Annotated in this window: 22 protein-coding genes; 12 read left to right on the forward strand and 10 right to left on the reverse strand. The window is 68.5% G+C overall.

Annotated elements, in window-relative coordinates:
* Window positions 1–41: 41 nt before the first annotated feature.
* Window positions 42–1,661, forward strand: a complete 1,620-nt coding sequence (locus tag ACWEKR_RS23150) for a GMC oxidoreductase (protein ID WP_452356215.1) — start codon at window positions 42–44, stop codon at window positions 1,659–1,661.
* 125 nt (window positions 1,662–1,786) lie between these two features.
* Window positions 1,787–2,662 carry an ion transporter gene (locus ACWEKR_RS23155; RefSeq protein ID WP_452356216.1) on the forward strand — a complete coding sequence of 292 codons (876 nt, stop codon included), beginning with the start codon at window positions 1,787–1,789 and terminating at the stop codon, window positions 2,660–2,662.
* Here the strand turns inward: ACWEKR_RS23155 and ACWEKR_RS23160 are convergent.
* On the reverse strand, window positions 2,640–3,851 hold the full coding sequence (locus ACWEKR_RS23160) for a low temperature requirement protein A (RefSeq protein WP_452356217.1): 1,212 nt from the start codon (window positions 3,849–3,851) through the stop codon (window positions 2,640–2,642). The two genes, ACWEKR_RS23155 and ACWEKR_RS23160, sit on opposite strands and share 23 nt — an antisense overlap.
* A gap of 84 nt (window positions 3,852–3,935) precedes the next feature.
* Window positions 3,936–4,394: an SRPBCC family protein gene (locus ACWEKR_RS23165; protein WP_452356218.1), complete on the reverse strand. Its 459-nt coding sequence runs from the start codon at window positions 4,392–4,394 to the stop codon at window positions 3,936–3,938.
* A gap of 252 nt (window positions 4,395–4,646) precedes the next feature.
* On the opposite strand from ACWEKR_RS23165, the gene ACWEKR_RS23170 reads away from it, so the two are divergent.
* On the forward strand, window positions 4,647–4,994 hold the full coding sequence (locus ACWEKR_RS23170; protein WP_452356219.1) for a sporulation protein: 348 nt from the start codon (window positions 4,647–4,649) through the stop codon (window positions 4,992–4,994).
* 84 nt (window positions 4,995–5,078) lie between these two features.
* Here the strand turns inward: ACWEKR_RS23170 and ACWEKR_RS23175 are convergent, their stop codons facing one another.
* Window positions 5,079–5,270, reverse strand: a complete 192-nt coding sequence (locus ACWEKR_RS23175; protein WP_039794508.1) for a DUF1918 domain-containing protein — start codon at window positions 5,268–5,270, stop codon at window positions 5,079–5,081.
* 202 nt (window positions 5,271–5,472) lie between these two features.
* Here ACWEKR_RS23175 and ACWEKR_RS23180 point away from each other — a divergent pair, with 202 nt between their 5' ends.
* A complete protein-coding gene (locus ACWEKR_RS23180) occupies window positions 5,473–6,048 on the forward strand; it encodes a dihydrofolate reductase family protein (RefSeq protein ID WP_452356220.1) in 576 nt (191 codons plus the stop codon).
* Between the two features lie 46 nt (window positions 6,049–6,094).
* On the opposite strand, the gene ACWEKR_RS23185 is transcribed toward ACWEKR_RS23180, so the two are convergent.
* Window positions 6,095–6,508, reverse strand: a complete 414-nt coding sequence (locus ACWEKR_RS23185; RefSeq protein ID WP_452356221.1) for a secondary thiamine-phosphate synthase enzyme YjbQ — start codon at window positions 6,506–6,508, stop codon at window positions 6,095–6,097.
* A 163-nt stretch (window positions 6,509–6,671) separates the two neighbouring features.
* On the opposite strand from ACWEKR_RS23185, the gene ACWEKR_RS23190 reads away from it, so the two are divergent.
* Together ACWEKR_RS23190 and ACWEKR_RS23195 are read left to right on the forward strand one after the other, a co-directional pair.
* A complete protein-coding gene (locus ACWEKR_RS23190) occupies window positions 6,672–7,937 on the forward strand; it encodes an aspartate kinase (protein ID WP_195084895.1) in 1,266 nt (421 codons plus the stop codon).
* Window positions 7,938–7,940: 3 nt separating this feature from the next.
* Window positions 7,941–8,975 carry an aspartate-semialdehyde dehydrogenase gene (locus ACWEKR_RS23195; RefSeq protein ID WP_452356222.1) on the forward strand — a complete coding sequence of 345 codons (1,035 nt, stop codon included), beginning with the start codon at window positions 7,941–7,943 and terminating at the stop codon, window positions 8,973–8,975.
* Between the two features lie 145 nt (window positions 8,976–9,120).
* Here the strand turns inward: ACWEKR_RS23195 and ACWEKR_RS23200 are convergent, their stop codons facing one another.
* Entirely contained in the window at window positions 9,121–9,684 is a 564-nt protein-coding gene (locus ACWEKR_RS23200; RefSeq protein WP_452356223.1) for a TetR/AcrR family transcriptional regulator, read from the reverse strand.
* A gap of 140 nt (window positions 9,685–9,824) precedes the next feature.
* Between ACWEKR_RS23200 and ACWEKR_RS23205 the strand changes: the two genes are divergently transcribed.
* A complete protein-coding gene (locus tag ACWEKR_RS23205; protein WP_452356224.1) occupies window positions 9,825–10,748 on the forward strand; it encodes an aminotransferase class IV in 924 nt (307 codons plus the stop codon).
* Window positions 10,749–10,763: 15 nt separating this feature from the next.
* Here the strand turns inward: ACWEKR_RS23205 and ACWEKR_RS23210 are convergent, their stop codons facing one another.
* Window positions 10,764–12,113 carry a serine hydrolase domain-containing protein gene (locus tag ACWEKR_RS23210; protein WP_452356225.1) on the reverse strand — a complete coding sequence of 450 codons (1,350 nt, stop codon included), beginning with the start codon at window positions 12,111–12,113 and terminating at the stop codon, window positions 10,764–10,766.
* Between the two features lie 514 nt (window positions 12,114–12,627).
* Here ACWEKR_RS23210 and ACWEKR_RS23215 point away from each other — a divergent pair.
* The 3 genes from ACWEKR_RS23215 (at window position 12,628) to bla (ending at window position 15,612) form a co-directional block, all read left to right on the forward strand.
* Window positions 12,628–13,053: a Fur family transcriptional regulator gene (locus tag ACWEKR_RS23215; protein ID WP_452356226.1), complete on the forward strand. Its 426-nt coding sequence runs from the start codon at window positions 12,628–12,630 to the stop codon at window positions 13,051–13,053.
* A 67-nt stretch (window positions 13,054–13,120) separates the two neighbouring features.
* Window positions 13,121–14,593: a catalase gene (locus tag ACWEKR_RS23220; RefSeq protein ID WP_452356227.1), complete on the forward strand. Its 1,473-nt coding sequence runs from the start codon at window positions 13,121–13,123 to the stop codon at window positions 14,591–14,593.
* A gap of 104 nt (window positions 14,594–14,697) precedes the next feature.
* Window positions 14,698–15,612, forward strand: coding sequence for a class A beta-lactamase (gene bla, locus ACWEKR_RS23225; protein ID WP_452356228.1), 915 nt, complete (start codon window positions 14,698–14,700; stop codon window positions 15,610–15,612).
* Window positions 15,613–15,718: 106 nt separating this feature from the next.
* Here the strand turns inward: bla and ACWEKR_RS23230 are convergent, their stop codons facing one another.
* Window positions 15,719–16,114, reverse strand: a complete 396-nt coding sequence (locus tag ACWEKR_RS23230) for a VOC family protein (protein WP_452356229.1) — start codon at window positions 16,112–16,114, stop codon at window positions 15,719–15,721.
* 855 nt (window positions 16,115–16,969) lie between these two features.
* On the opposite strand from ACWEKR_RS23230, the gene ACWEKR_RS23235 reads away from it, so the two are divergent.
* Window positions 16,970–18,196 (forward strand): cytochrome P450, encoded by a 1,227-nt coding sequence (locus ACWEKR_RS23235; protein ID WP_452356230.1) that lies wholly within the window; start codon window positions 16,970–16,972, stop codon window positions 18,194–18,196.
* Window positions 18,197–18,245: 49 nt separating this feature from the next.
* Entirely contained in the window at window positions 18,246–18,836 is a 591-nt protein-coding gene (locus tag ACWEKR_RS23240) for a TetR/AcrR family transcriptional regulator (protein ID WP_452356231.1), read from the forward strand.
* A 66-nt stretch (window positions 18,837–18,902) separates the two neighbouring features.
* On the opposite strand, the gene ACWEKR_RS23245 is transcribed toward ACWEKR_RS23240, so the two are convergent.
* From ACWEKR_RS23245 to uca, 3 genes are all read right to left on the reverse strand, one after another.
* Window positions 18,903–20,153 (reverse strand): FAD-dependent monooxygenase, encoded by a 1,251-nt coding sequence (locus ACWEKR_RS23245; protein ID WP_452356232.1) that lies wholly within the window; start codon window positions 20,151–20,153, stop codon window positions 18,903–18,905.
* 144 nt (window positions 20,154–20,297) lie between these two features.
* Window positions 20,298–22,025 (reverse strand): allophanate hydrolase, encoded by a 1,728-nt coding sequence (gene atzF / locus ACWEKR_RS23250; protein WP_452356233.1) that lies wholly within the window; start codon window positions 22,023–22,025, stop codon window positions 20,298–20,300.
* Complete coding sequence (gene uca, locus ACWEKR_RS23255; protein ID WP_452356234.1) at window positions 22,026–25,637, reverse strand: urea carboxylase; 3,612 nt, start codon at window positions 25,635–25,637, stop codon at window positions 22,026–22,028. It lies immediately after the preceding gene.
* Between the last annotated feature and the right edge of the window lie 8 nt (window positions 25,638–25,645).

Here is a 25,645-nt window from a genome sequence, read left to right on the forward strand (position 1 = left end):
GGTAATCTGCGCACGCTAAGCCTGATGATGGAAGGTGACCGGTGCGTAGACGTGCCTTGTTCAAGGCGGCGGGCACGGCCGCCCTGCTCGGTGCTGTGGGAACGATGGCGGGAACGACTGTGGCGTCCGCCGACCCGATGTGGGAGGCCCTGTTCCGCGCCTGGGTGCCGGAGATCTTCGCCCCCATTCCCGACCCGCCGGAGCATTCCCCCGCGATCGTCGTCGGCTCCGGCTTCGGCGCCGCGGTGTCCGCGTTGCGCCTGGCCGAGGCCGGAATTCCCACCACCGTGCTGGAACGCGGTTCCCGCTGGCCGAACGACCCGTGGCGGGAGATCTTCACCGGTGACGACCTGCCCGACGGCCGCGGCTTCTGGCATCGCACGCATTTCACCGGCGTCACCAAGGTGCCCATGCGTTTCGCCAGTTTCGGCGGCGTGCTGGACTGCACCGAATATCCGGGCATCGACGTCTGGCGCGCGGCCGCCGTCGGCGGCGGCTCGGTGATCTTCAGCGGAACCATGATCGCCCCGCAGCGCCGCTTCTTCGACCACGTCTTCGGCGGCACCGTCGACTACGGCGAGATGGAGCGCGTCTACTACCCGCGGGTGCGGGAGATGCTGCGGTTGAGCCCGATGCCCGCGGACATCTACAACTCCGCACCGTTCGCGCACTCGCGTGCCTGGGACGATCAAGTGCGCAAGGCCGGCTACGAGCCCCAGGCGAACGAGTCGATCTTCAACTGGGACATCCTGCGCGCCGAGCTCGCCGGCGCCACCAGGGCTTCCGCCACGGCGGCCCGCAGCAATCTGGGCAATTCCAACGGCGCCAAGTTCGACCTGAACCAGAATTACCTGGCGTACGCGCAGGGCACCGGCCGGTGCGGGATCTTCCCCGGCCACCGGGTCGACGCCATCGCGCAGGAATCCGGGGGCCGCTACGCGGTCACCGTGACGAAGCTGTCGCCGACCGGTGACGTGCTGTCCACCCGCACCCTCACCTGTGATCGGCTCTTCCTCGGTGCGGGGTCGATCGGTACCTCCGAACTGCTGGTTCGCGCGCAGGCCACCGGCGCGCTGCCGAACTTGAACGAACACGTCGGCGACGGCTGGGGCACCAACGGAGACGTGGTGCTCGCCCGCGGCGCCAGCGCGCTGGCCGGTCACGGCCAAGGCGTGCCGAGCGCGAGCCGGATCTTCCACGAGTCCGACGTGCCGCTCACCCTGGAGAGCTGGTACATCCCTGGCATCCCGTTCGAGACCGGCGCGCTCGCCTCGCTCGGCATGGTGCTCGACTCGACCCGCACCCGGTTCGGCTACGACCGGGCGACCAATCGGGTCGGGCTGACCTGGTCGGTGCAGAATCGGGACGACACGGTGGCCGCGGCCCGCGCGGTCGACCACCGGATCGCCGAACGAGCGGACGCGCTCGTCGAGTACAGCGCTCTCGGCTACGACGCGAACGCACTGTTCACCGCGCATCCGCTGGGCGGAGCCGTGCTGGGGCGGGCGACCGACGGCTACGGCCGGGTGCACGGTCACCCCGGCCTCTACGTCATGGACGGCGCCGCGATACCGGGCAGCACCGGCACGGTGAATCCCTCGCTGACCATCGCCGCGCTGGCCGAACGCAATATCGAGGCGATCGTTCGCGGCGGTCGCTGAGCACGCCCGCGCCGGGCGAAGCGTTCGCCCGTCCGGCGCGGTTCCCGGGGGTATCGCCAACTGTGCCGAGCGTGCTTTCCTCGTACTAATGTCGGCGGCACCGTTCGGCGTCGAAGGGATCCGCAGTGTCCGCTCCCACTCCTCACTCGGGCATCGAGAACTCCGCCGTCGACCGCTACGGCCTGCGGGAAACGCCGGAGCAGCAGGAGTATCCGCGCAAGCCGCCGATGTTGTGGACCGATTTCGTGATGCTGGCGCTCGCCGTCGTCTCCGTGGCGCTGGTCGCGTGGATCACCTTCTTCCCGGTGGCCGGGCACACCTATCACGTGGTCGTGGTCATCGACTGGACGTTGTGCGGGGTGTTCGCGGTCGAGTTCCTGTGGCGCTGGCACCGCGCGGGCTGGCCGTGGACGTTCCCGTTCGTCTACTGGTACGAAGTCCTCGGCATGATCCCGGTGACCAGCCCGTTCTTCCGCGGTTTCCGGTTGCTGCGGATCGTGGTGATCGGCGTCCGGCTCGCCCGGGTGGCCGATCGCGTGTTCGGCGACCGGGTGACGGCCGCGGTGGTGAACCGGTTCGTGGCGACCATCGTGGACACCATCCGCCGCCCGATGACCATCGCGGTGATGGACGAGGTGGCGGAGGTGCTGCGTACGGGGCACTACACCCGTAACATCGCGGCCGCGCTGGAGGAGAACCGCGCCGAGCTGGACGAGATGATCCTCGAACTGATCAAGAAGGACCCGCAGGCGGGACGGGTGCGCTACATCCCGTTCCACGACGAGATCATCCGGTTGATCGCCGATACCACGTTCCGCATCGTGTTCCAGGTGCTGGAGGATCCGCGCACCGACGAACTCGTCGCCGACATGCTGCGGGAGAACATCGATCAGATCCGCGACGCGGTCCGCGACGGCGTCCGGGTCCCGCCGTCGGCGTACGGCCCCACCACCGGCGAGGACGGCGTGCGGCATCGTATCACTCGGGTACCGCGTGCCTGATGGCGTCGCGCGGCTGCGCCAAACGCACGGTTTCCCAAGCGATCAGCGCGAGCAAGACGCCGCACAGCAGGGCCAGTGCGGCCAGTGCGGGCAGGGCGCAGGCCACCGGGATCAGCGCCAGCAGCACCGCCACGGTGACCACGCGGGGCACCGTGACGGTACGCGTGGCGTAGTACTTGAACCCCACCAGGGCGATCAGATACAGCACGACGCCGCCGTAGAGGGCGTAGAGCGGAATGCCGTACAACGCGTCCTGCAGGGTGTGGTGGGCGGAGTCCCCGACGTAGTAGAGCACCTTCTTCAGCCCCAGGGACAGCGCGATGATCCCCACGATCATCGGGAAATGCCAGAACGTGTAGCAAACCTGCGCGATCTTGATCTGCCGCCTGCCTTCGGCGTGGACGAGTTCGTGCTCCACCGCCAAGGCGGCGACGTCGAAATACGCCCACCACAGCAGGCCGGAAATCGCGAGGCCGAGCAGCGAGCCGAGCGCGATCGGCCAGGAGATCGGCAGGCCGGCCACGCCGATACCGATCGAGACGATCGATTCACCGAGCGCGACGATGATGATCAGCCCATACCGCTCGACGAAATGGGTGGCCGAGTTCAAGCGCCAATCCGTGCCCGCGAACAGCGTCCAGAGATAATCGCCCGCGATCGCCGCGATCCACAGCGCGATCTGTACCCGGCCGGTGGTCAGCGCGGCGACCACCAGCAGCGAGGTGCCGAGGCTGATCGAACCGAGCGCCCAGCGCAGCAACTGGCCGCGCAATTGCGGATCCTCCGAACTGGCCAGCCAGAACATCCCCAGGTGCACCAAGCGCACGATCAGGTAGGCGATGGCGAACACCAGCGGGCCGAACCATCCGCCGCGCAGGTCCTCGAAGGCCTCCGGGATGGTGAGCGCGGCGAGGAAAGCGCCGCCCATGGCGGCGAACATCCCTACCCGCGCGATGCCTTCGTCGGCGCGCACCACGTTGCCCAGCCAGGAATAGGCGATCCACAACCACCACATCACCGCGAGCACCAGCAGCGCGCGCAGCATGTTCTTCGCGCTGGTTTCCTCCGCGGCCAAGCCTGCGACCATGGTGAAGGCGAAGACGAGCACCAGGTCGAAGAACAGCTCGAGTTGGGTCACCGACGCGCCTTCGGCCATCGGCTGGAACCGCACTCGTTTGGAACCGATCATGCGCCCATCGTCGCACCCCGCTCGATTCCGCGCCGGTTCGCTGCTCGTCCGGCAGCCGATTTCGCGCAGAGCGCGGCCGTCCGGCTATACGGGTTGATAGGTCTCCGTTTCGGGGAACCGCTCGGCGAAATCTATGAAGCACTCCACGACCACCTCGTTGGTCTTGCGAAAAGTGCGTTTGAGCAGAAATCCGGGCACCGGGAGGGGCAGATAGAGCTCGACGTGGTACCAGACGTGCGTGCCCTCGACGCTGTCGGACACCTCGAAGAACCCGCCGCCGCGCACGCCCCTGGTGCTGTCGGCGACGATCCAGGAAGACCGGTCGTCGGTCCAATCGTATTCCAGCACTTGCAGATCAGAACTGCCGAGCAGTTCCGCCTTGAGGAACACCCGCCGCGGCCTGCGCCGTGCGTCGCGGGTCGCGACCCGGACGTCGCTGTAGGAGGACGACCATTCCGGAAGCGATTCGACGTCCGTCAGCGCGTCCATGACCTGACCGGGATCGGTGTCGACGAAGAATCGGATATCCGTTTTGGTGCGCATGGCATACCTCCGACCCCCGGATGGACAAGTCGGCCGATTGTCTCCGCGTTTTGTCCGATTCGTCAACCTGACTGTGCCAGACCATATCTCGGCTACCCGGATAACGTGCCGTTATCTGCTCGAGATCGGGGATCGGCAACCGCGGGACCAACTTCCGTCCGGAAGGATGGGTGCGGCCGGGGCCCGCGCGCCTACCATCGAATCCGAATGGGCGCCGGTGTCCGGCGCCGTCGGTACGGGCGGGAGGATGTCATGAAATACGCCGAACTGCTGGCGCAGGCGCGGGACGCGATCACGGTGCGCCGGGTGTACGGCGAGCCCTACGAATCCGGCGGGGCGACAGTCATTCCCGCCGCCTCGGTCGGGGGCGGCGGTGGCGGAGGCGGTGGTACCGGGAACGGTGCCGAGGGTGAGGGCTCCGGTGAAGGCGTGGCGTTCGGCGTCGGCGCCAAGCCGGTCGGCGCTTACCTGCTTCGCGACGGTCGGCTGACCTGGCACCCGGCCGTGGACGTCAACGCGATCATCGCGACGGCGGGCAGGGTGCTGATCGCGGGCATGCTGGCCTTGGCGCTGACCCGCTGCGTCAAGCGACGCGCCTGACCGGCGCGATGGACCTGGTTCGCCATCGGCGCGCGCCGGGCCGAGCGAAGGAGAGGCCGTCCAGCGCTCGGTCCGGCGCGACGTTCATTCCGACGTAGCGGGCTCGACGATCGCGTCGGGCCCTGGATACACCAGCGACTCGTGACCGTCGGAGAAACGCACCACGTAGGGCGGCGTCCCGTCCGGTCCGCGGACCTCGATGATCTCGGCCAGGTGATCCACTTCTCCCACCACGTGTCCGTGCACGCAGAGTCGATCTCCTACATGTGCGATCATCGCCCCATTATCGAACGTCGGTGGTGCGCGTCACAACCGCTTCGGCACCTGTATGGATCCGTGTCGCTCATCCGCGCTGGTCGGGCTCCCGCTCCTGCTTCGGCAAGGTCCTGTTGCCGTTCCGATTCGAACGCCTTGACACAACTCTGTATGTAGTACTACGTTCAAACCGCTACAGTTGGAGTGCATTGATTGGGGCGGTATGCGGAAACTTGTCTATTTCGTCGGCGTTTCCCTCGACGGCTATATCGCCGGGCCGAATGGGGAGATCGACTTCTATCCCGTGGCCGAGGACATGGCGGATTGGCTGCGCTCGGAGTATCCCGAGACGCTGCCCACGCACGCACGGCCGCACTTCGGCCTCGCTGTGGACGCGCCCAGTCAGAAGTTCGACACGCTGATCATGGGCCGCGGCACCTACGAACCGGCCCTGGCCATCGGTGTGACCAGCCCGTACGCCCACATGAAGCAGTACGTGGCATCCCGCACGCTCGGCCGCATCGATGACCCCACGGTCGAATTGGTCGAACACGATCCGGTGGAACTGGTCCGCGAGCTGAAGCGGCGGGACGGCTTGGACATCTGGCTCGCGGGCGGCGGCAAGTTCGCGGCCGCGCTGCTGGAGGAGATCGATGAACTCGTGATCAAGAGCTATCCGGTCGTCGCGGGGGCCGGGGTGGCGAGCTTCACGGGCGAGTTCCGCCCGACGTTGTTCCAGCCGGCCGAGCGCATCGCCTTCGGCAACGGCGTGCAGGTCAGCTGGTTCACCAGGGCCTGACCGGCACGGCCGGGTCGTCGGGGCGAGGCCACCCGGTAGCCGCGGCTCAGCCGGCGTCGGTGAGGAAGGACAGCCGCACCTGGCGGTCCGGGTTGTCGACATTGAGATCGACCAGCGCGATCGACTGCCAGGTGCCGAGGGCGAGCTGTCCGCCGAGCACCGGGACGGTCGCGTACGGCGCGATCAGGGCGGGCATGACGTGCGAGCGCCCGTGCCCGCGCGACCCGTGCGCGTGCCGCCACCGGTCGTCGGCGGGCAGCAGATCGCGCAGCGCGGCAAGCAGATCGTCGTCGCTGCGCGCGCCGAGTTCCATGATCGCGATGCCCGCGGTGGCGTGCGGCACGAAGACGTGCAGCAGCCCGTCGCCGCCCGCCGAGCGCACGAAGGTCGCGCATTGCGGCGTGATGTCCTGTACCACCTCGGTGTGGCCTGTCCGCACCTCGAGCAGCGTGCTCTTCATGCGCACATCGTCCCTCATCCGCGCGGGGCCGCGCCGGGTGATCGGGATGCGATGCGGTTGTGGGTTTTTCCACAAGCCGGGTAGGTAGCGGCAAAACCGCTGGCCCCGGCCGGTACCCTGAATGACTGTTACCAGTTTGTTGTCGATCTTGGAGGACCCTGTCGTGGCTCTCGTGGTTCAGAAGTACGGAGGATCCTCGGTAGCGACCGCCGAGCGTATCCGGCGCGTCGCTGAACGGATCGTGGAGACCAAGAAGCAGGGCCACGACGTGGTGGTCGTCTGCTCCGCCATGGGTGACACCACCGACGAGCTGCTCGACCTCGCACAGCAGGTGGCCCCGTCGCCGCCCGCCCGTGAGATGGACATGCTGCTCACCTCGGGAGAGCGCATCTCCAACGCGCTGGTCGCCATGGCCATCCACTCTCTCGGCGCGGAGGCCCGCTCGTTCACCGGCTCACAGGCGGGTGTGATCACCACCGGCGCGCACGGCAACGCGAAGATCATCGACGTGACCCCCGGTCGCGTCCGCGACGCGCTCGACGAGGGCCTCGTCGTGCTGGTCGCCGGATTCCAGGGCGTGAGCCAGGACAGCAGGGACGTCACCACGCTGGGCCGCGGCGGTTCGGACACCACGGCCGTCGCGCTGGCGGCCGCGCTGCAGGCCGACGTCTGCGAGATCTACACCGACGTGGACGGCGTCTTCACCGCCGACCCGCGGATCGTGCCCGACGCGCAGCGGCTCGAGCAGGTCTCCTACGAGGAGATGCTGGAGCTGGCGGCCTGCGGGGCCAAGGTGCTGATGCTGCGCTGCGTCGAATACGCCCGTCGCTACAACGTGCCCGTGCATGTGCGCTCGTCCTACACCGACAAGCAGGGCACCTACGTTTACGGATCGATGGAGGACATCCCCTTGGAGCAAGCAATCCTCACCGGCGTCGCGCACGACCGCAGCGAGGCCAAGGTGACCGTGGTCGGGCTGCCGGACGAGCCGGGCTACGCCGCCAAGGTGTTCCGCGCCGTCGCCGACGCCGAGATCAACATCGACATGGTCCTGCAGAACATCTCGAAGATCGAGACCGGCAAGACCGACATCACCTTCACGCTGCCGAAGTCCGAGGGCGCCCGCGCGGTCGAGATGCTCACCAAGCGCCGGTCCGACATCGGCTTCTCGCAGGTGCTCTACGACGACCACATCGGCAAGGTGTCGCTCGTGGGCGCGGGCATGAAGAGTCACCCCGGCGTCACCGCCACCTTCTGTGAGGCGCTGGCCAAGGCGGGCGTGAACATCGATCTCATCTCCACCTCCGAGATCCGGATCTCCGTGCTGGTCAAGGACACCGAGCTGGACGAGGCGGTCAAGGTGCTGCACAAGGCGTTCGACCTGGGCGGCGACGAGGTCGCGGTGGTTCACGCGGGAACGGGGCGATAGATCATGGGAGTTCGCGTAGGAGTCGTCGGCGCGACCGGACAGGTCGGCGCCGTCATGCGAAAGCTGCTGGAGGAGCGCAACTTCCCGGCCGACGAGGTGCGGTTCTTCGCCTCCGCCCGTTCGGCGGGCAAGACGCTGTCCTGGCGCGGTCGCGAGATCGTCGTCGAGGACACCGAGACCGCGGATCCGTCCGGCTTGGACATCGCGTTGTTCTCCGCGGGCGCCACCATGTCCCGGGTGCAGGCGCCGCGCTTCGCCGCGGCGGGTGTCACGGTGATCGACAATTCCTCGGCGTGGCGTAAGGACCCCGAGGTCCCGCTGGTGGTCAGCGAGGTCAACCCGGAGCAGACGCGCAACCTGGTCAAGGGCATCATCGCCAACCCGAACTGCACCACGATGGCGGCCATGCCGGTGCTCAAGCCGCTGCACGACATCGCCGGTCTGCGTCGCCTGATCGTGTCCAGCTACCAGGCGGTCTCCGGTAGCGGCCTGGCCGGCGTGGAAGAGTTGGTGAGCCAGGCCCGCGCGGTGATCGGCGAGGCCGAGAAGCTCACCCACGACGGCCGCGCCGTCGACTTCCCCGCGCCGAACAAGTACGTCGCGCCGATCGCGTTCAATGTGCTTCCCTTGGCCGGTTCGCTGGTCGACGACGGCTCCGGCGAGACGGACGAGGACCAGAAGCTGCGCAACGAGAGCCGCAAGATCCTCGGCATCCCGGATCTGGCCGTGAGCGGCACCTGTGTGCGCGTGCCGGTCTTCACCGGTCACTCGCTCTCGGTGAACGCCGAGTTCGCCGAACCGCTCTCGGTGGAGCACGCCAAGGAGATCCTGGCCAAGGCCCCCGGCGTGAAGCTGGTCGACGTGCCGACTCCGCTCGCCGCGGCGGGCATCGACGATTCGCTTGTCGGTCGCATCCGTCAGGACCCGGGTGTGCCGGACGGGCGCGGGCTCGCACTGTTCATCTCCGGCGACAACCTGCGAAAAGGCGCCGCTCTCAACACTATTCAGATCGCCGAGGTGCTGATCGGCGACCGCTGAGGGTTTCTCGGTGGGACGGGCCGTGGATTTCCGCGGCCCGTTCGTCGTTTCGCGCATTCGGGCCGCCGTCCGCGTTGTTCTGGTTGCCGACCGGGATGGGCGATGGGTCCGCCGCCGGAGGCCGGGGAGCCACTTCTGGAACCGATCAGCGGGCGCGCAGTCCGTCGAAGACGACGGCGAAGGTTCGCTCGCGCTGCGCTGGAGTGGCGGCGGTGCCATGGGTGGCCAGGAACGCACCCTTGATGACGCGCATCAAATCCTCGACCTCGATGTCGCCGCGCACGCCACCAGCCTGCTGAGCGCGGGTGAGCAGCGTGCCGATGGCCGCGTTGAGCCCGTGTACCGGCCGAAGGTATTCCGGCGCGTCCGGGCCGCCCACGGCGTCGGCGAGATCGCGCTTGACGCTGCCCTCCGCCACGAGCCGGGCCAGGAGGTCGAAGAACGCCGCCACCGGTTCCGCGGCGTCGTCCAGTTCCCTCGCCAGGGCGATGATGCGGTCCACCCGATCCACGATCGCCGCCTCGAACAGCGCTTCCTTGGTGGGAAAGTGCCGGTAGACGGTACCCGCGCCGACACCGGCCCGCCGGGCGATCTCGTCCAGCGGCACCGAGAGGCCTTCCGCGGCGAACGCTTCCTGCGCGGCTGCCAGGACCCGCTCGCGGTTGCGACGGGCGTCGGCGCGCAAAGGTCGGCGCTCGGGTTCGGTCACGAGGACCGAGTCTACTGCTGGCAACGGGGCGCACGTTCCGGAAAATGCGGCGGCTTCGGATCGCCGAAGTCGGCAAGTACGACTGAACGGCCGCCGAAAAGGTCTCGCTCGTCGCGGGGCGTGGCTGTTAGCCTGCGCCGATGGCGAATCCTCATCCTCACGTGTATCTCGGCGACCGGATCGTTGCGGCTGACGCTGCCACGGTGGGGGTCGCGTCGTCGGCGGTGTTGTACGGACTCAGCGTCTACACCGTGTTTCCGGTGCACGTGGATGGGGCAGCGCGGACGGCCTTCCGGCTGGACGACCATTTCCGCCGGCTCGAGGAATCCTGCAAGATCATCGGAATCGATCGGTTCGCGGCGGAATGGGATTTCGGGCGATTCCGGGCGACCGTAGTGGAATTGATCGCCGCGAACGCTCCGCGCGAAGACGTTTTCGTCCGGGCGACGGTGCACGTGGTCGAGTCGATTCCGGGCACCAGGGTGCGCGGCTGCGCGATTCAGGTCAGCATGTTCGTCTATGACGCGGTGCCGATCGTCCCGCAGGACGGCATGCGCCTGAAGTCCAGCCCGTGGCGGCGCATTCCGGACAACGCGATTCCGTCGCGGGCGAAAGTCAACGGAGCCTATGTGAATTCGGTGCTGGCCAAGCAGGACGCGATCGACAGCGGGTACGACGACTGCGTCTTCCTCGACGGCAACGGGCACGTCTGCGAACTCAGCGCGGCGAATATCTTCCTCGTCCGCAACGGCACCTTGATCACGCCCGACGTCTCCTGCGACATCCTCGACGGCATCAACCGCAGGACCGTGCTGACCTTGGCGGCCGAAGACGGCATCCCGGTGGTGGAACGCGCCGTCGATCTCACCGAGCTGTACATCGCGGACGAAGTGTTCGTCACCGGCACCTCGTCCGGTGCGGCCCCGGTCGTGGAGGTCGACGGCCGCCTGGTCGCCGACGGCGTTCCCGGTCCGGTCTCCCAGGCGCTGCGCAAACGTCACCATGCGGCCTTGCGCACCGATGCGGTGCACGGCTGGGTCACGGATCTGTCCGCCGCCGGATAGCTATCGCGCGGTCGTTCAGCGGATGCCGGGGGTGCGCGGATCGGGTCCGAGGCAGGCCAGGATGGCGCACCCCGGCGCGGTGTCCGCGAATGGCGGGTCCAGCGGGCGATTCAAGCAGGCGAAGACGTTGCACCCCGGGTAGGCGGCGGGGCCGAGCCCGAAGACCGCGATCAGGATGTCCGCGTCGACGAAGCGGCGAGGGTCCAGTCGCAGCGGCGGCTCGACGTACGGGCCCGGGTCGGGCACCGGACGGGTGTCGAACGCGTCGAACACCTTGCGGAAGAACTCGTAGGGCAACTCCTGAGTGTTCTGTACGACCCCGGACACGCCCTGGCTGCTGACGTTGCCGAAGACACCGGTCCACACCACCGTGAGATCGAGGCTCGGGATGACGAAGACGTTCTGCAACCCGAGTCCCGCCATGGCGTACACGTCGTCGGGCAGGAAGTCGGCGATCTCGGCGCACCCGCTCCCGAGCCAGAACAAGTAGCCGTAGCAGGCGTTCGTCGGCGAGGGCGTGCGCGCCTTGCGCAGGTAGTCCAGGGAGACGAGTTGTTGTCCGCCCCAGCGCCCGTCGTTGCTCACCAGCAGGCCGAGCTTCGCGAAGTCGTTCGGCGGGATCATCAGGTGCGCGTAGCCGTAGGTGTGCCCGGAGCGGTCCCGAGCCCAGTAGTAGTCGCTGCGCAGGATCCCGAGGGGATCGAACAACTCGCGCTGGGCGAACCCTTGCAGAGGTTCGCCGACGGCCAGTTCCAGCACGTAGGCGAGCAGGTCGACATTGCGCTGGCTGTAGGTGAAGACAGTGCCCGGCGGGTTGTCCAGCGGCACACCCAACGCCTGCACCGCGCTGTCCGGGTCGACCGGAATAACCCCGGTGACGCCCTCGGTGAGCACACCCACCCGCATGCCCGAGGTCTCGGTGAGCAGATTCTCCACGGTGATCGATCGGTGTGCCGCATCGCCGAGCCCTGCGGGCAAGTAGCGGTCGATCGGCGCGTCGAGGTCGAGTTTCCCCTGGTCCGATGCGATTCCGGCGAGCAAGGATACGACGCTCTTGGTGGAGCTCCAGATGTTCCATGCCACATTGCCGGTCTGCCCGTTCGTCGGCCCCTCGCCGATCAGGCAGTTGTGCCGGAACACCTGGACGTTGAACCGGTTCCGCCCGGCCGCGAAGGTCAGCGCTTCGCGCAGCTTCCCGGAATCCAATCCGACCTGTTCCGGGGCCGCCCGTTCCAGATCGCGCCCCGAGGTGACCGAGCACCGCAGCTGATCGCCTGGCTCGGCGGCCGCGCTTCCGGCGAAGAGATTGCCCGCCACCAGTGACAGTGCCGCGATTCCCGCCAGAAACCCACCGAAACGCCCCATACGCAAAGGCTAGCGCCCTCCTGCCAGTTCAGAGCCCCAACAGACCGGGCGTGTGGCGAGAAACTGGACGTTCGATATCAAACGACAGCGCCGCCGGGTTCGCGGAGAACCCGGCGGCGCTGCAAGCTCGGACACCCGGTGGTGTCCCCACCGTGGTCGACGTCCCACAAGCGCCTCTCGGCGGGTGGTCGCTCGTAGCGACGAAGGGTGCGGCCCGGGGCTGTCCGGACGCCGACGGTGGGTGTCGACGTCCCACAAGCGCCTCTCGGCGGGTGGTCGCTCGTAGCGACGAAGGGTGCGGCCCGGGGCTGTCCGGACGCCGACAGGGGTTTCAACCACGTGCCCTCGGAAGCTATTCCGCCCCGAATTTGTGATGCTCGCCACTTCGATTCAGGTGCCGCTCGGTATCGAGAAGCCCGCGTCGTTGCCGGTCGGCGTCCCGGACCCGAGAGTTTTCTTGACTGATTCCAGATTATTTTCTTGACTTATTCCAGATAGCGGTCAGAATCGAAGCATGCACACCACCGGAACCACCCCACGAGAGTGGCTGCGAGCAGCGGGTTTGCGTGTCACCGCACCACGGCTCGCGGTGCTCGACGCGGTGTCCGCGCGGCCGCACTCGGATGCCGACGCGGTGGCCGCCGCCGTCCGGGAAACGCTGGGCTCGGTGTCCACGCAGGCCGTCTACGACGTCCTGCACGCCTGCGTACGCGCCGGGATCCTGCGACGGATCGAGCCCGCCGGCTCGTCCGCGCGGTACGAGACCCGGATCGGTGACAACCACCACCATCTGGTGTGCCGAAACTGCGGTGCGGTCGCGGACGTCGACTGCGCCGTGGGCCATGCCCCCTGTCTGGACCCTTCGGACGCGCACGGATTCGTGGTCGATGAAGCCGAGGTCGTCTTCTGGGGGATGTGCTCGTCCTGCCGTTCCGAATAGCGGTCCGCACCTTTGCCGCCCGGGGCAGCCCTCCCGGGACTGATGTTCACCAGCCGAGGAGCCACCTATGACCAAGCCGACAACGACGAACGCCGGTATCCCGGTCGAAAGCGACGACGAATCGCTCACCGCGGGCACGCAGGGCCCGATCCTGCTGCACGATCACTACCTCATCGAGAAGCTGGCCCAGTTCAACCGCGAACGGGTGCCGGAACGCATCGTGCACGCCAAGGGCGCGGGCGCTTACGGTGAGCTGGTCGTGACCCACGACGTCAGCGAGTACACCAAGGCCAAGCTTTTCCAGCCCGGTGCGCGAACGGAGTCGCTGGCGCGCTTCTCCACCGTGGCGGGTGAGCAGGGCAGCCCGGACACCTGGCGTGATCCGCGCGGATTCGCGGTGAAGTTCTACACCGAAGACGGCAACTACGACCTGGTCGGCAACAACACGCCGATCTTCTTCATCAAGGACCCGATCAAGTTCCCGGACTTCATCCGGTCGCAGAAAAGGCTGCCGGGCAACGGCCTTCGCGACCACAACATGCAGTGGGACTTCTGGACGCTGCGTCCGGAGACCGCGCACCAGGTGACCTGGCTGATGGGCGATCGCGGCATCCCGAAGACCTACCGGCACATGAACGGCTACGGTTCGCATACCTACCAGTGGATCAACGCCGCCGGGGAGCGCTTCTGGGTCAAGTACCACTTCAAGACCGACCAGGGCATCGAATACCTGACCCAGGCCGACGCCGACCGGATCGCGGGCGAGGACGCCGACTACCACCGCAAGGACCTGTGGGAGGCGATCGAGCGCGGCGAGTTCCCCAGCTGGACGGTGTACGTGCAGGTGATGCCGGTCGCGGCGGCCGAGGGCTACCGGTTCAACCCGTTCGACCTGACAAAAGTGTGGTCGCACAAGGACTACCCGCTGATCGAGGTCGGCAAGTGGACGCTGAACCGCAACCCGCGCAACTACTTCGTCGACATCGAGCAGGCCGCGTTCGAGCCGTCGAACGTCGTTCCCGGCATCGGTTTCTCGCCGGACAAGATGCTGCTCGGCCGGGTCTTCGCCTACGCGGACGCGCACCGCTATCGCATCGGCACCAACTACGCGCAGCTGCCGCCGAACCAGGCCAGGGCCGCGGAGGTCAACTCCTACTCCAAGGAGGGCGCCATGCGGTACCACCACAACGACCCGAATGTGCCGGTGTACGCGCCGAATTCGTTCGGCGGCCCGCACGCCGACGCGCGGCAGGCGCCCGACGGCGGCATCTGGGACTTCGACCCGACCATCGTGCGGGCCGGCTACGTCCAGCACGCCGAGGACGGTGACTTCACCCAGGCGGGCACGCTGGTGCGCGAGGTGCTCGACGACGCGCAGCGCGAGCGCTTGGTGCGCAACATCGTCGGCCACGTGCTCGGCGGTGTGCGGGAACCGGTGCTCGGCAGGGTCTTCGAGTACTGGAAGAACGTGGACGCCGATCTCGGCAAGCGGGTCGAGGAGGGCGTGCGCGCCGGACTCGACGGCGGCGCGCAGAGCTGACATCCACGCCGGAGGCAGCCGCGTGTTCGAGGACGCGCGGTTGCCTCCGGCGTGTCCGCCCGATCCTGTTTGCCCGGTGGGTGCCGGGGTGCCAGAGTGATGGCATGCCTCGGCTGACACGTGACCATCGGGTGGCGCTGGCCGCCGCCTTGGCGCTGCTGGCCGGTTGCGGTGCCGAAACCGGGGCGGTCCAGCCGGGTTCGATCACATCGAGCGTGCAGGCGGGCCCCGCCGCGAACGCGAGCGTGGCGGCTCTGGAGGCCCGCTACGGTGCGCAGGTCGGGTTGTTCGCGGTGGACACCGGCACCGGCCGGACGGTCACCCATCTCGCCGACGAGCGTTTCCCGTTCCTGTCCACCTTCAAGACCCTGGCGGCGGCCGCGCTGCTGCGTTCGCGTCCGCTCGACACGGGATACTTCGATCGGGTGGTTCGCTTCCACGAGGCGGATCTGGTCGCGAACTCCCCGGTGACCAGCGCCGCGGTGGCCGAGGGGATGACGCTGGCGCAAGTGGCCGAGGCCGCCATCACCCGAAGCGACAACACCGCGGGCAACCTGTTGCTGCGCGAGATCGGCGGCCCGGAGGGGCTCACGGCGTTCCTGCGCACGCTCGGCGATCCGACCAGCAGGCTCGACCGCTGGGAGACCGAACTCAACACCGCGATTCCCGGTGACGAACGGGACACCACCACCCCCGCCGCGCTGGCCGCGGACTATCGCGCCGCCGCGCTTGGCGACGCGCTCGGCGCCTCCGAGCGCGACCAGCTGGTCGCCTGGCTGAAGGCCAATACCACCGGTGACAAGCGCATTCGCGCGGGGTTGCCCGCGAACTGGGTCACCGGGGACAAGACGGGCACCGGCTCCTACGGCTGCGCCAACGACGTCGCGATCGTCTGGCCGGAGGGCCGGCGGGCACCGATCGTGATCGCGATCCTGAGCCGCAAGTCCGACGCGAACGCCGAGGCGAACAACGACCTGCTGGCGGAAGTGACGAAGATAGCCGTCAACGGTCTCCGATGACCTGTCGCCCCGGCTATCCGGTGATGAGCAGCGAACGGGCAAGCCGGGCCTCGGTACCACCGATGAAGGCCCGCCCGTAGCGCTGATCGGACGGAGCTCGCCGGTGTCACTCGTCGCGCGTGTCCATGGCCAAGGCGGATTCGGAGGCCTTGGCGATAGTCATATCGATCTCCTGGATCTGGAGTGTCACGCCGTCCGGATCGACAACCCGCAGGCTGCGACCGAAGTCCTCGTCGTGAATCTCGTAGTCGTAGCCGCGCTCGCGCAGCCGGTTCGCGACCACTTCCAGTTTCTCGTCGGTCGCGAACCCGAGTTCGACCGCTCCGGCGTGGCGCCCCTTCGACACTCGGAAATCGTGCAACCCGACCGCGCCCGCATCGGCCGAAAGTTGCGCCCAGACATCGAGACTCGCATTCGGATCGAGCGCCAGCCCGAGTCCGGCATAGAACTTCCGGCACGCTTCCAGATCGGCGACGTACCTGATGGGCAGGACAGTAAGCATCTGCACTCCTTCTCGGAACCAACCGGAATCGAGTATCGAGCGTTGTCCTCGGGCATGGCCCGTGCTGCCGGGGCATACGCCGGGATCCGACACGCGGTGCGGTGCATGCGACGGATTCCGTCACGGCGGTCGCCGCGCCGCGCACAGGGGCGAGTCGGGCGCGCCCATCGTTACGCGCGAGTTCCCGCGCGGAGTATGTGTTGCGGTCCGTTCGCAGTTCGGATGCGTGGGGATCGCGAAGGCTGAACGACGTACTGTAGTAGACCTGGCCGGGTTGGGCGGCCAGGTTCGGACACCTACAGCAGGCCCCACCAATACAGCAGGCTGGCCAGAATCCAGACCACCACGGTTTCCATCGTCGCTCCCGATCTCGTTGGCGCACTCCTCACCATCATCCCGCGATCCACGGCAGGGCGGTAGGAACTTGCCGGGCACTACTCGATAAAGCTCCGCTCACCTGCCTTTTTGATCTTGCAAGGTGTTCTTAAGTCCGCGCCAAGCCCGAGCCTGCATTGTTTGTCGCACGGGAGGGACAAGCCCAGCACCGAAGGTGCGGACCGAGGAACGACCTGTCTCGAGGGGTGACAGGTCGAACCTCGGGGGTGGTGTCCGCCGGGCCGGTCTACGAGGGGTGGCCGGCCCGGTGGACGCGGAACGCGGCGCGGTCGCTCGCGCAGGCTCTTCCTGGAGCTGACCGGCAATCAACTGTTGTTGCCGCTGCCGAAGGTAACCGACAGGTGGGCGGCGCCGAATCCGAGACGAGATGGTGTGGCTGGGCCGGTCGGGTGGGTGATCGGCCCGCCCGATATGAAACGTGTTCTAGACAGTTGGGCGATTTTGTCTTACTGTCGATACATGGCGAACGTTGCGTATCGGGCGGCTCCGGTCTTCCAACTCCGTTCCGGCCCCACCTGGGCGTCGCCGTGGGATATGTACGCGGCGCTGCGCGAGCACGACCCGGTGGCGCACATCGTGCCGGACGTCCGTCCGGAGAACGACTACTGGGTACTCACTCGGCACGAGCACGTCTACGCCGCGGCGCGGGACAGCGAAACGTATTCCTCGCGCGACGGGCTGACGGTGGAATACGGGGAACTCGACGAACTCGGCTTGACCGACAACCCCCCGCTGGTGATGCAGGATCCCCCGCAGCACACCGACTTTCGCAGGCTGGTCGCGCGCGGGTTCACCCCGCGCCAGGTCGAGGACGTCGAACCGGTGGTCCGCCGGTTCGTGCGCGACCGGCTCGACGACATCGCCGCCCAGGGCGGCGGTGACATCGTCGAGCAGCTGTTCAAACCGCTGCCGAGCATGGTGGTGGCGTACTACCTCGGGGTTCCGGAGCAGGACCGGGCACGGTTCGACGGCTGGACCGACGCCGTCGTCGCGGGCAGCATCGATCGGACGAACACCAAGGCGCGGGCGGCGTCGGCGGAGATGATGGGGTACTTCGCGGACCTGATCAAACGCAGGCGCAGCGATCCCGGCGACGATACGGTGTCCCTGCTGGTCCAGGCCGGCATGGCGGCCGACGACATGGACTTGCGGGGGTTGGTCCAGATTCTCGCCTACACCTGGACCATGGTCGCAGGCGGCAACGACACCACGACGGGCCTGCTGGGCGGCGCGGTGCAACTGCTGCAACAGCACCCGGACCAGCGCGCCGCGCTCGCCACGGAACCGGACCGGATCCGCGTCGCGGTGGAGGAATTCGCCCGCCTCACCTCGCCGGTGCAGGGATTGGCGCGAACCGCGACGCGTGATGTCGAACTTGCCGGGAAGACCGTGCCCGCCGGGCGGAAGGTGCTGCTGGTGTTCGGATCCGCCAACCGGGACGAACGGGCGTTCGGCGCCGACGCCGCCGAGCTGGACATCGACCGGAATCCGCAGCGGATCCTGACCTTCGGGCACGGACCGCACCACTGTCTGGGCGCGGCGGCCGCGCGGATGCAGGCCCGGGTCGCGCTCGAGGAGTTGCTCGACCGGTTTCCCGAGTACGTGGTCGACATCGACGCGGTCGAGTACGCGAACGGGCCGTATGTTCGCAGGCCGACTACTGTGCCGTTCCGGTGCAGGAGCTGAGTGGCCAGGTCGGGCGGTGTGAGGCGCGTGCGGTAGGAGAGGACATGGCATGAGTGGCGATTGGCTGGCCGACGGCCGCGCCGAGTTGGCCGGTGAGCGCATTCTCGACGCGGTGCGCGCGCTGTTCATCGCCAAGGGCGTCAGCGGGGTCGGCATGGCCGAAGTCGCCGACGCCGCAGGCTGTTCCAGGGCGACGCTGTATCGCTACTTCGAGAATCGGCAGGCGCTCTACGTGGCCTTCGCGGGACGGGAGGCGCGGCAACTGATCGAGCGCGTCTGGCGGGATCGGGGTGCGCCTACGAGCACGGAGCCGGGAGAGCAGTTGCTCGACACACTGACCGCGCTGCTCGCGGAGGTGCGGAAAACGCCGCATCTGGCGGTCTGGTTCGAGCCGTCCAACGCGGGCATCGTCGCCGAACTGGCGAATTCGGCGGGTGTGGTCGATGCGCTCGCCACGGACTTCGTCGCCGGATTCCGCCCCGGACTGCCCGCCGTCGCGGCCGAGCGCGTCGGTCGATGGGTGGTGCGGGCGATGGTGTCGTTGCTGACGTTGCCCGGCGGCGGCGAGGACGAAGAACGAGCGATACTGCGGGACTTCGTGCTTCCGTTCCTGCTCGATGACCGAACCGTGATCGGCTGATTCCGGCACGCCGTCGACCGGAGCCGCGCGGAACTCCGGTCGAGGCGTGAGCCGACGGCGGACGGCTCAGACGGTCGCCGCCGAATAGTCGGGCAGGTCGTAGGTCTCCGTCCTGCTCAACATCCGCATCATCACCGGTCGCATCGCCTTCGACATCATCACCTTGCTGAGGGCGTGGCCCGCGCGAATGCCGAAGCGGGACTTCGGCGTCATGGCGCTCAGGCCGCCGGGCTGCAACTGCTGGGCCGTCTTCACGAAGGGGCGCAGCACCTCTTCGTAACGAGCCAGGGCTGCTCCGAGGTTGTCGGCCTGCGCGGCGAGTTCACCGGCGAGGACGTACGCGCCCACCAGTGTCATCGCGGTTCCCTGCCCGGTGAGCGGTGAACCGCAGTACCCCGCGTCGCCGAGCAGGACCACCCGGCCCTGGACCCAGCTCGGCATGTCGATCCGAGCCAGCTCGTCGAAGTAGAAGTCCGGCGCCTCGGACATCGCCGCCGCGATGCGGGCGGATTCCCAGCCGCCGCCGGCCAGCCGGTCGCGGATGAACTGCTGCTGTGCCGAGACATCCCGGCGCAGAGCGGGATCCGCCGCCGCGCGGATCACCACGAGCGCCTTGCAGGTGGCCGGGTCCGCGTCCGTACGCATGCCGAGCCCGGTCGCTCCGACCAGCGAGTGCATCGTGAACCAGTGCGGCTCCAGGTCTTCCGGTCGCTCCAGCGTGAAGAACGACATGTAGCCGCCCAGATACGTCGCGAATTGCTCCTCCGGGCCGAAAGCCATCCGGCGCGTGGCGGAATGCAGTCCATCCGCGCCGATCACGAGGTCGAATCGCTCTGCCGTACCGGAGGCGAAGGTGACGTCGACGCCGGCGTCGTCCTGACGGATCTCGGTGATCCACTCCCCGTACCGGTAATCGACGCCGCCCTCGGCGGCGAGCAGATCGAGCAGCACCTGGTTGAGATCGCCTCGCGTGATTTCGATTTCGGCGACCCCGCCCTTGCCGTCGAAGAGCTCGGCGGGCATGCGGAGGATTTCGCGCCCCGCGTCGTCGACGTACCTCATGCCGCGCTCATCGAGCTGGTATTGCCGGATGCCCGGCATCATGCCCATCCGCTCGGCCACTTCGCGGCTGGGGCCGCGCAGGTCGACGGCTTGCCCACCGGGTCGCGGCGTCGCCGCGCGCTCCACCACGGTGGCCCGGATGCCGGACCGGAGCAGTTGCAGGGCAACGGCATTGCCGCCGATGCCGCCGCCGGCGACGAGTACACGGAGCTGGCTGCTTGCGGACTTGGGGCTCATGACTTCCTCGACTCCCACTGAGTTTGACCATATGTCTTAGACAAATGTCTAACACATGCCTGGTACGGATGTCTAGCACAAATGTCTAAAGTGCTGGAGACGCAAAGGGCCCATGGCGGCGAGGAATCCTCGCGGCCATGGGCCATCGGTGCGAAGCGGGAGCTACGAACGATGCCGCAGGTACGTCCGCCAGCTCGCGTGATGGGTGATGTCGGTGGCGGCCGCCGCGGCATCGTGGGTGCAGGTGAATCCGACGACGTCGCGCCCGTCGGCGAGTTCGATACTGGTCAGGGCCATCGGAGCGGGGAGCTCGGCGAGGAAGACGCCCAAGCCGGCCGCGGAGACCCGGAACAGCTCACCCTCGATCGGAGCGCCGCGGCCCGGTCCGTGCCGCACCAGTCCCGGCTTGGGCGGGGTGGTGTCGAGCGCGGTCAGGCGGTAGGCGTCGGTGGTGCGCACCGCGCCCAGGAAGCGTGCGCCGAGGTGCTCGAGCTGCCAGTGCAACGGCTGCCCGCGCAGGTGCGCTCCGAAGACCGCCAGGTCGACACCCTGGTCGACGAGCAACGGCGCGTTCGCCAGGCCGAGCAGGCGGGCGGCGATGTCGACGGCCACCTGATCGGCGAAGGCCGGGGTGACCAGCATGACCCCGAACGGAGCGCCGTCGGTGGTGGGTGCGCCCGGGATGGCGACGGCGGCCATGTCCAGCAGATTGCAGAAGTTGGTGTACGTGCCCATCCGCCGGTTGATGCCGATCGGATCGGCCTGGACCGCGGCGATGCTCGGATGCTCGGTGGTGGTCGGCAGCAGCAGCGCGTCATATCCGCGCAGCAGGTCGGCGGCTGCTGCCTTCGCGCGGGCCAGCGTGTCCAGATCGGCGGCGAACGCGGGGCCGGACTTCTCCCGCGCCGCCCCGATGATGGCGGCGACCGTCGGATCGGCGCCCGCTGGAGCGGTGTCCAGGAACGTGCCCACCGCGGCATGGCGTTCGGCGACGATTGCGCCGTCGTAGAGCAGCAGTGCGGCGTCGAGCAGGACGGAGACGTCGATTTCCTCGGTTTTCGCGCCGGTTTCGACGACACCGGCGACGGTGCGCGCGAACGCCTGTCGATACGGCTCGCTGAGCGGGGCCAGATCCTCCGGGCGTGGCACCGCGATGCGCGGCGCGAGCGGGGCGGCCAGCCGCACGTCGGCGGGCCAGACCCGGCTGCGCGGGTCGCGCGGCTCGGGGCCCGCCATCACCGCGGCCGCGGAGACCGCCGAATCGAGGTCGGCGGCGAAGACCGTCACGGCGTCGTAATCCGCGCACGCGGGCACGGTTCCGTGCGCCGGGATCACGCCCAAGGTGGCCTTGAGTCCGACGATCCCGTGCAATGCCGCGGGCACGCGCCCGGAACCCGCTGTGTCGGTGCCGATCCCGATGTCCGCGATGCCGAGGGCCACCGCCACGGCGGAACCGGAACTCGACCCGCCCGACACCAACTCCGGATCGAGGGCGTTGCGCACCGCGCCATACGGGGTGCGTGTCCCGACCAGCCCGGTGGCGAACTGGTCCAAGTTCGTCTTGCCCAGCACCAGCGCGCCCGCCGCGACCAATCGCTCGATCGCCGCCGCGGTCGCTTCCGGCTGATAAGCGAACTCCGGGCAGGCCGCAGTGGTCGGCAGGCCCGCCACATCGATGTTGTCCTTCACCGCCACCAGCACTCCGGCCAGCGGCAGGGTCTCTCCGGCGGCGAGCCGCCGTGCGAGCGTGGCCGCCTCGGCGGCGACCTCGGACTCGGGTCGCAGGGTGATCCACACCTCCGGCCGATCGACTTCGGCGATTCGCCGATAGGCGGCCGCGACGCGTGCGACGGGGTCGGCTGCGATGTTGCCTAGGACGCCTGGGGGCATTCAGTCGGCTCCGATCACTACTAGGGGCGTTCCCGGCTCCACCTTGGCGCCGGACGTGGTCAGGACCTCGAGCACGGTGCCCGCGGCCGGGCTGTGCACAGGTAATTCGAGTTTCATCGCCTCCAGGACGGCCACCGCCGCACCCGCCGCGACCCGCTGACCGGCTTCGACTTCCACCCGCCACACATTGCCGATCATCGGTGCGGTGACGACGGTCGCGTCGGCGGGCAGCCCCGCCAGCGGGTCGTGGATCGGTGCGGCGACGGGCGCGACGGCGCCGCGTTCGAACTCGCCCGCCGCCCGCCACGCGTCCTTCTCCGCCTCGAACGCGGCGGCCTGCCTGGCCTCGAACTCGGCGATCGCACCGGCCTCGGTGCGCAGCAACCGCAAATGGTCGGCGAGCGCGAAACTGCCCTCGCTCACCTCGGCGTCGAACCTGCCCGCAGCGGCCGCGGCGCGGTATTCGAGCAACTGCTGCGCGCCGACCGGTTCCCAGACGATGCGATCGAAGAACCGGAACAGCCAGGGCGTGCCCGCCTCGAACGGCGCGGACTGCCGATAGCTGGACCAGATCGGCACCGTGCGGCCGATCAGCTGATAACCGCCCGGTGAGGCCATCCCGTAGACGCACAGGTACTTGCCGCCGATGCCGACGGCATCCGACGGGGTCCAGGTACGCGCCGGGTTGTATTTGGTGGTGACCAGGCGGTGCCGCGGATCGAGCGGAACCGCCAGCGGCGCACCGAGATACACGTCACCGAGCCCGAGTACCAGATACTCGGCGTCGAAGACGGTGGCGCGTACGTCGTCGACGCTGCCGAGCCCGTTGATGCGGCGGATGAACTCGGTGTTCGACGGCAGCCACGGCGCGGTGTCGCGCACACCGCTGCGGTAACGGTCGATCGCTTCGGCGATGGACGGGTCGTCGAACGACAGCGGCAGCCGGATGGTGCGGCTCGGCACCACCAGATCGGTCGTGGCGGGCAACTCGGCTTCGAGTTCGGCCAACGTGCCGAGCAACCGATAGTGCGGCAGCACTTCGGGGTCGAAGTGGATGTGCAGGGAGCGGACGCCAGGGGTGACGTCGAGGATGCCGGGCAGCCGGACGCTCGCGAGGACTTCGGACAGCGCGTGCACCCGCATGCGGAGCCCGAGATCCAGCACCATCTCGCCGTACTCGACGAGGACGTTGTCGTCGCCGCCGCGCAGATATCGCACCTGCGGACGGTCCGGTGACGCCTCGATGCCGCCGAGGACACCGCGATCCCGCAGCGCGGCGGGAGAACCGGTGGGCAGATCCGGCACGCGGCTGCCGTTGGACGCGCGCAGCGCGGCCGCCTTGTCGTCGTCGACGGGCACGAACCGCACCGTGTCGCCGGGACGCAACTGGCCCATCCGCCAGCGATGCGCGGACACCACGGTGAGCGGGCAGGCGAAGCCGCCGAGGCTGGGGCCGTCGGGCCCGAGCAGGATGGGCGTGTCACCGGAGACGTTCAACGCGCCCACGCTGTAGGGGTTGTCGTGCAGGTTGGACGGGTGCAGCCCGGCCTCGCCGCCGTCGGTGCGCGACCAGGCCGGTTTCGGTCCCTCCAGCCGGATGCCGGTGCGGTTGGCGTGGCTGCCGACCCGCCACGGGTGCGTGCAGAACTGGGTCATGTCGGCGTCGGTGAAGTACGCGGGCGCGGTCTGCGGACCGACGCCGACCGCGAGCTGCCAGTCATGGGTGAAGGCGGGCCGGTCTCCCGGCGGCACCGCGGCGGGTGCGCCGAGTGCGCCGGTGTCCACCGAAGCGATGCCGAGCACGTCGCCGGTCGCCACCGCCTTTCCGGTCACACCGCCGAATCCGCCGAGGGTGAAGGTGGCCGCGCTGCCGTGGTAGAGCGGCGCATCGATACCGCCGCGCACCGCCAGATAGGTGCGCAGGCCGGTGTCGGCGGGTGCGCCGATGTCCAGCACCGCGCCCGCGGCCACGATGACCGGCTCCCACATCGCCACCGGGCGGCCGTCCACCGTCACCGGCGCAGGCGCACCGGTCACACACACGACGGTGGTGTCGGAGAAGCGCAATTGCGGGCCCTGCAAGGTGCATTCGAGCGCGGGGACGCCGGCCGGGTTGCCCACCGCGGTGTTGGCGAGGGTGAAGGAGAGGTCGTCCATCGGGCCGGACGGGGGAATGCCGACCTCCCACAGACCGATTCGGCCGGGGTAGTCCTGCACGGTCGTCATGGTGCCGCCGCGCAGCACGTCGATGCGGCGGCCGACCGGGCGGATCTCGGCCAGCGTGGTGGTGGTGTGCTCGGTACGCAGCACCCGGCTGTCGGCCGCGACTCGGCGCACTTGCGGCAGATTCGTCTGGACGCCGTAGATCCGGGTCCCGGCGAGTGCGGTGCGCAGCCCGGCGAAGGCGTCCGCTCGGTTCTCGCCGGTGCTGATCACCTTGGCCAGCAGCGGGTCGTAGTACGGACTGACCTCCGAACCGGTGGCGACCCACGTGTCCACCCGGACGTCGTCGGGGAAGTGCGCGGCCGTGATCAGGCCCGCGCTCGGGCGGTAGTCGTGGCCGGGATCTTCCGCGTAGACACGCGCCTCCACCGCGTGACCGGTGATCGGCGGGCCGCTCTCGGGCTGTTCGTCGACCATCGAGGTGTCGCCGCCGGCGAGGCGCAGCATCCATTCCACCAGGTCGACGCCGGTGACCGCCTCGGTGACCGGATGCTCCACCTGCAGACGGGTGTTCATCTCCAGGAACGACGCGGCGCCGCTGTCGGCGTCGTAGACGAACTCCACCGTCCCGGCCGAGCGGTATCCGACCGAGCGGGCGAGTTCCCGGGACGCGGCGAGCAGGCGCTGTGACAGCTCCGCGGCGAGCCCCGGCGCGGGCGCTTCCTCGATCACCTTCTGGTTGCGGCGTTGCAGCGAACAGTCCCTGGTGCCGAGGCTGACCACGCGGCCATGGCCGTCGCCGAACAGTTGCACCTCGATGTGCCTGGCGCGTGCGACGAAACGTTCCAGGAAGACGCCCGCCGAACCGAAGTTCGCGGCCGCGATGCGCTGCACCCGCTCGTAGGCCGCGCGCACCTTGTCCGGGCCGAAGCAGGCCTGCATGCCGATGCCGCCACCGCCGCCGACCGCCTTCAGCATCACGGGAAAGCCGATCCGCTCGGCCTCCGCCACCGCGTGATCGGCCGATTCGAGCAGGCCGCTGCCCGGAATGAGCGGTACGCCGACCGCGCGCGCCGCCGTGCGTGCGGTGTGCTTGTCCCCGAAGACGCGCAACTGCTCGGGGGTCGGTCCGACGAACGCGATGCCCGCGTTCTCGACCGCGCCGGCGAAATCGGCGTTCTCCGAGAGAAAGCCGTAGCCGGGATGAATCGCTCCGGCTCCGGCGGTCAGTGCCGCCTCGACCACCACCTCGGCCCGCAGATACGACTCCGCCGCCGGGCCCGGTCCCAGCCGCACGGCGACGTCCGCCATCTCGACGTGCGCCGCGCTCACATCGGCGTCGGAGTACACGGCGACCGTCTTCAGCCCCAGCGCCCGGGCCGTCCGCAGGATGCGGCAGGCGATCTCGCCACGATTGGCGACGAGCACCGTATCGAATTCCAGACTCACAACCGCTC

The organism is Nocardia sp. NPDC004573, assembly GCF_053602135.1.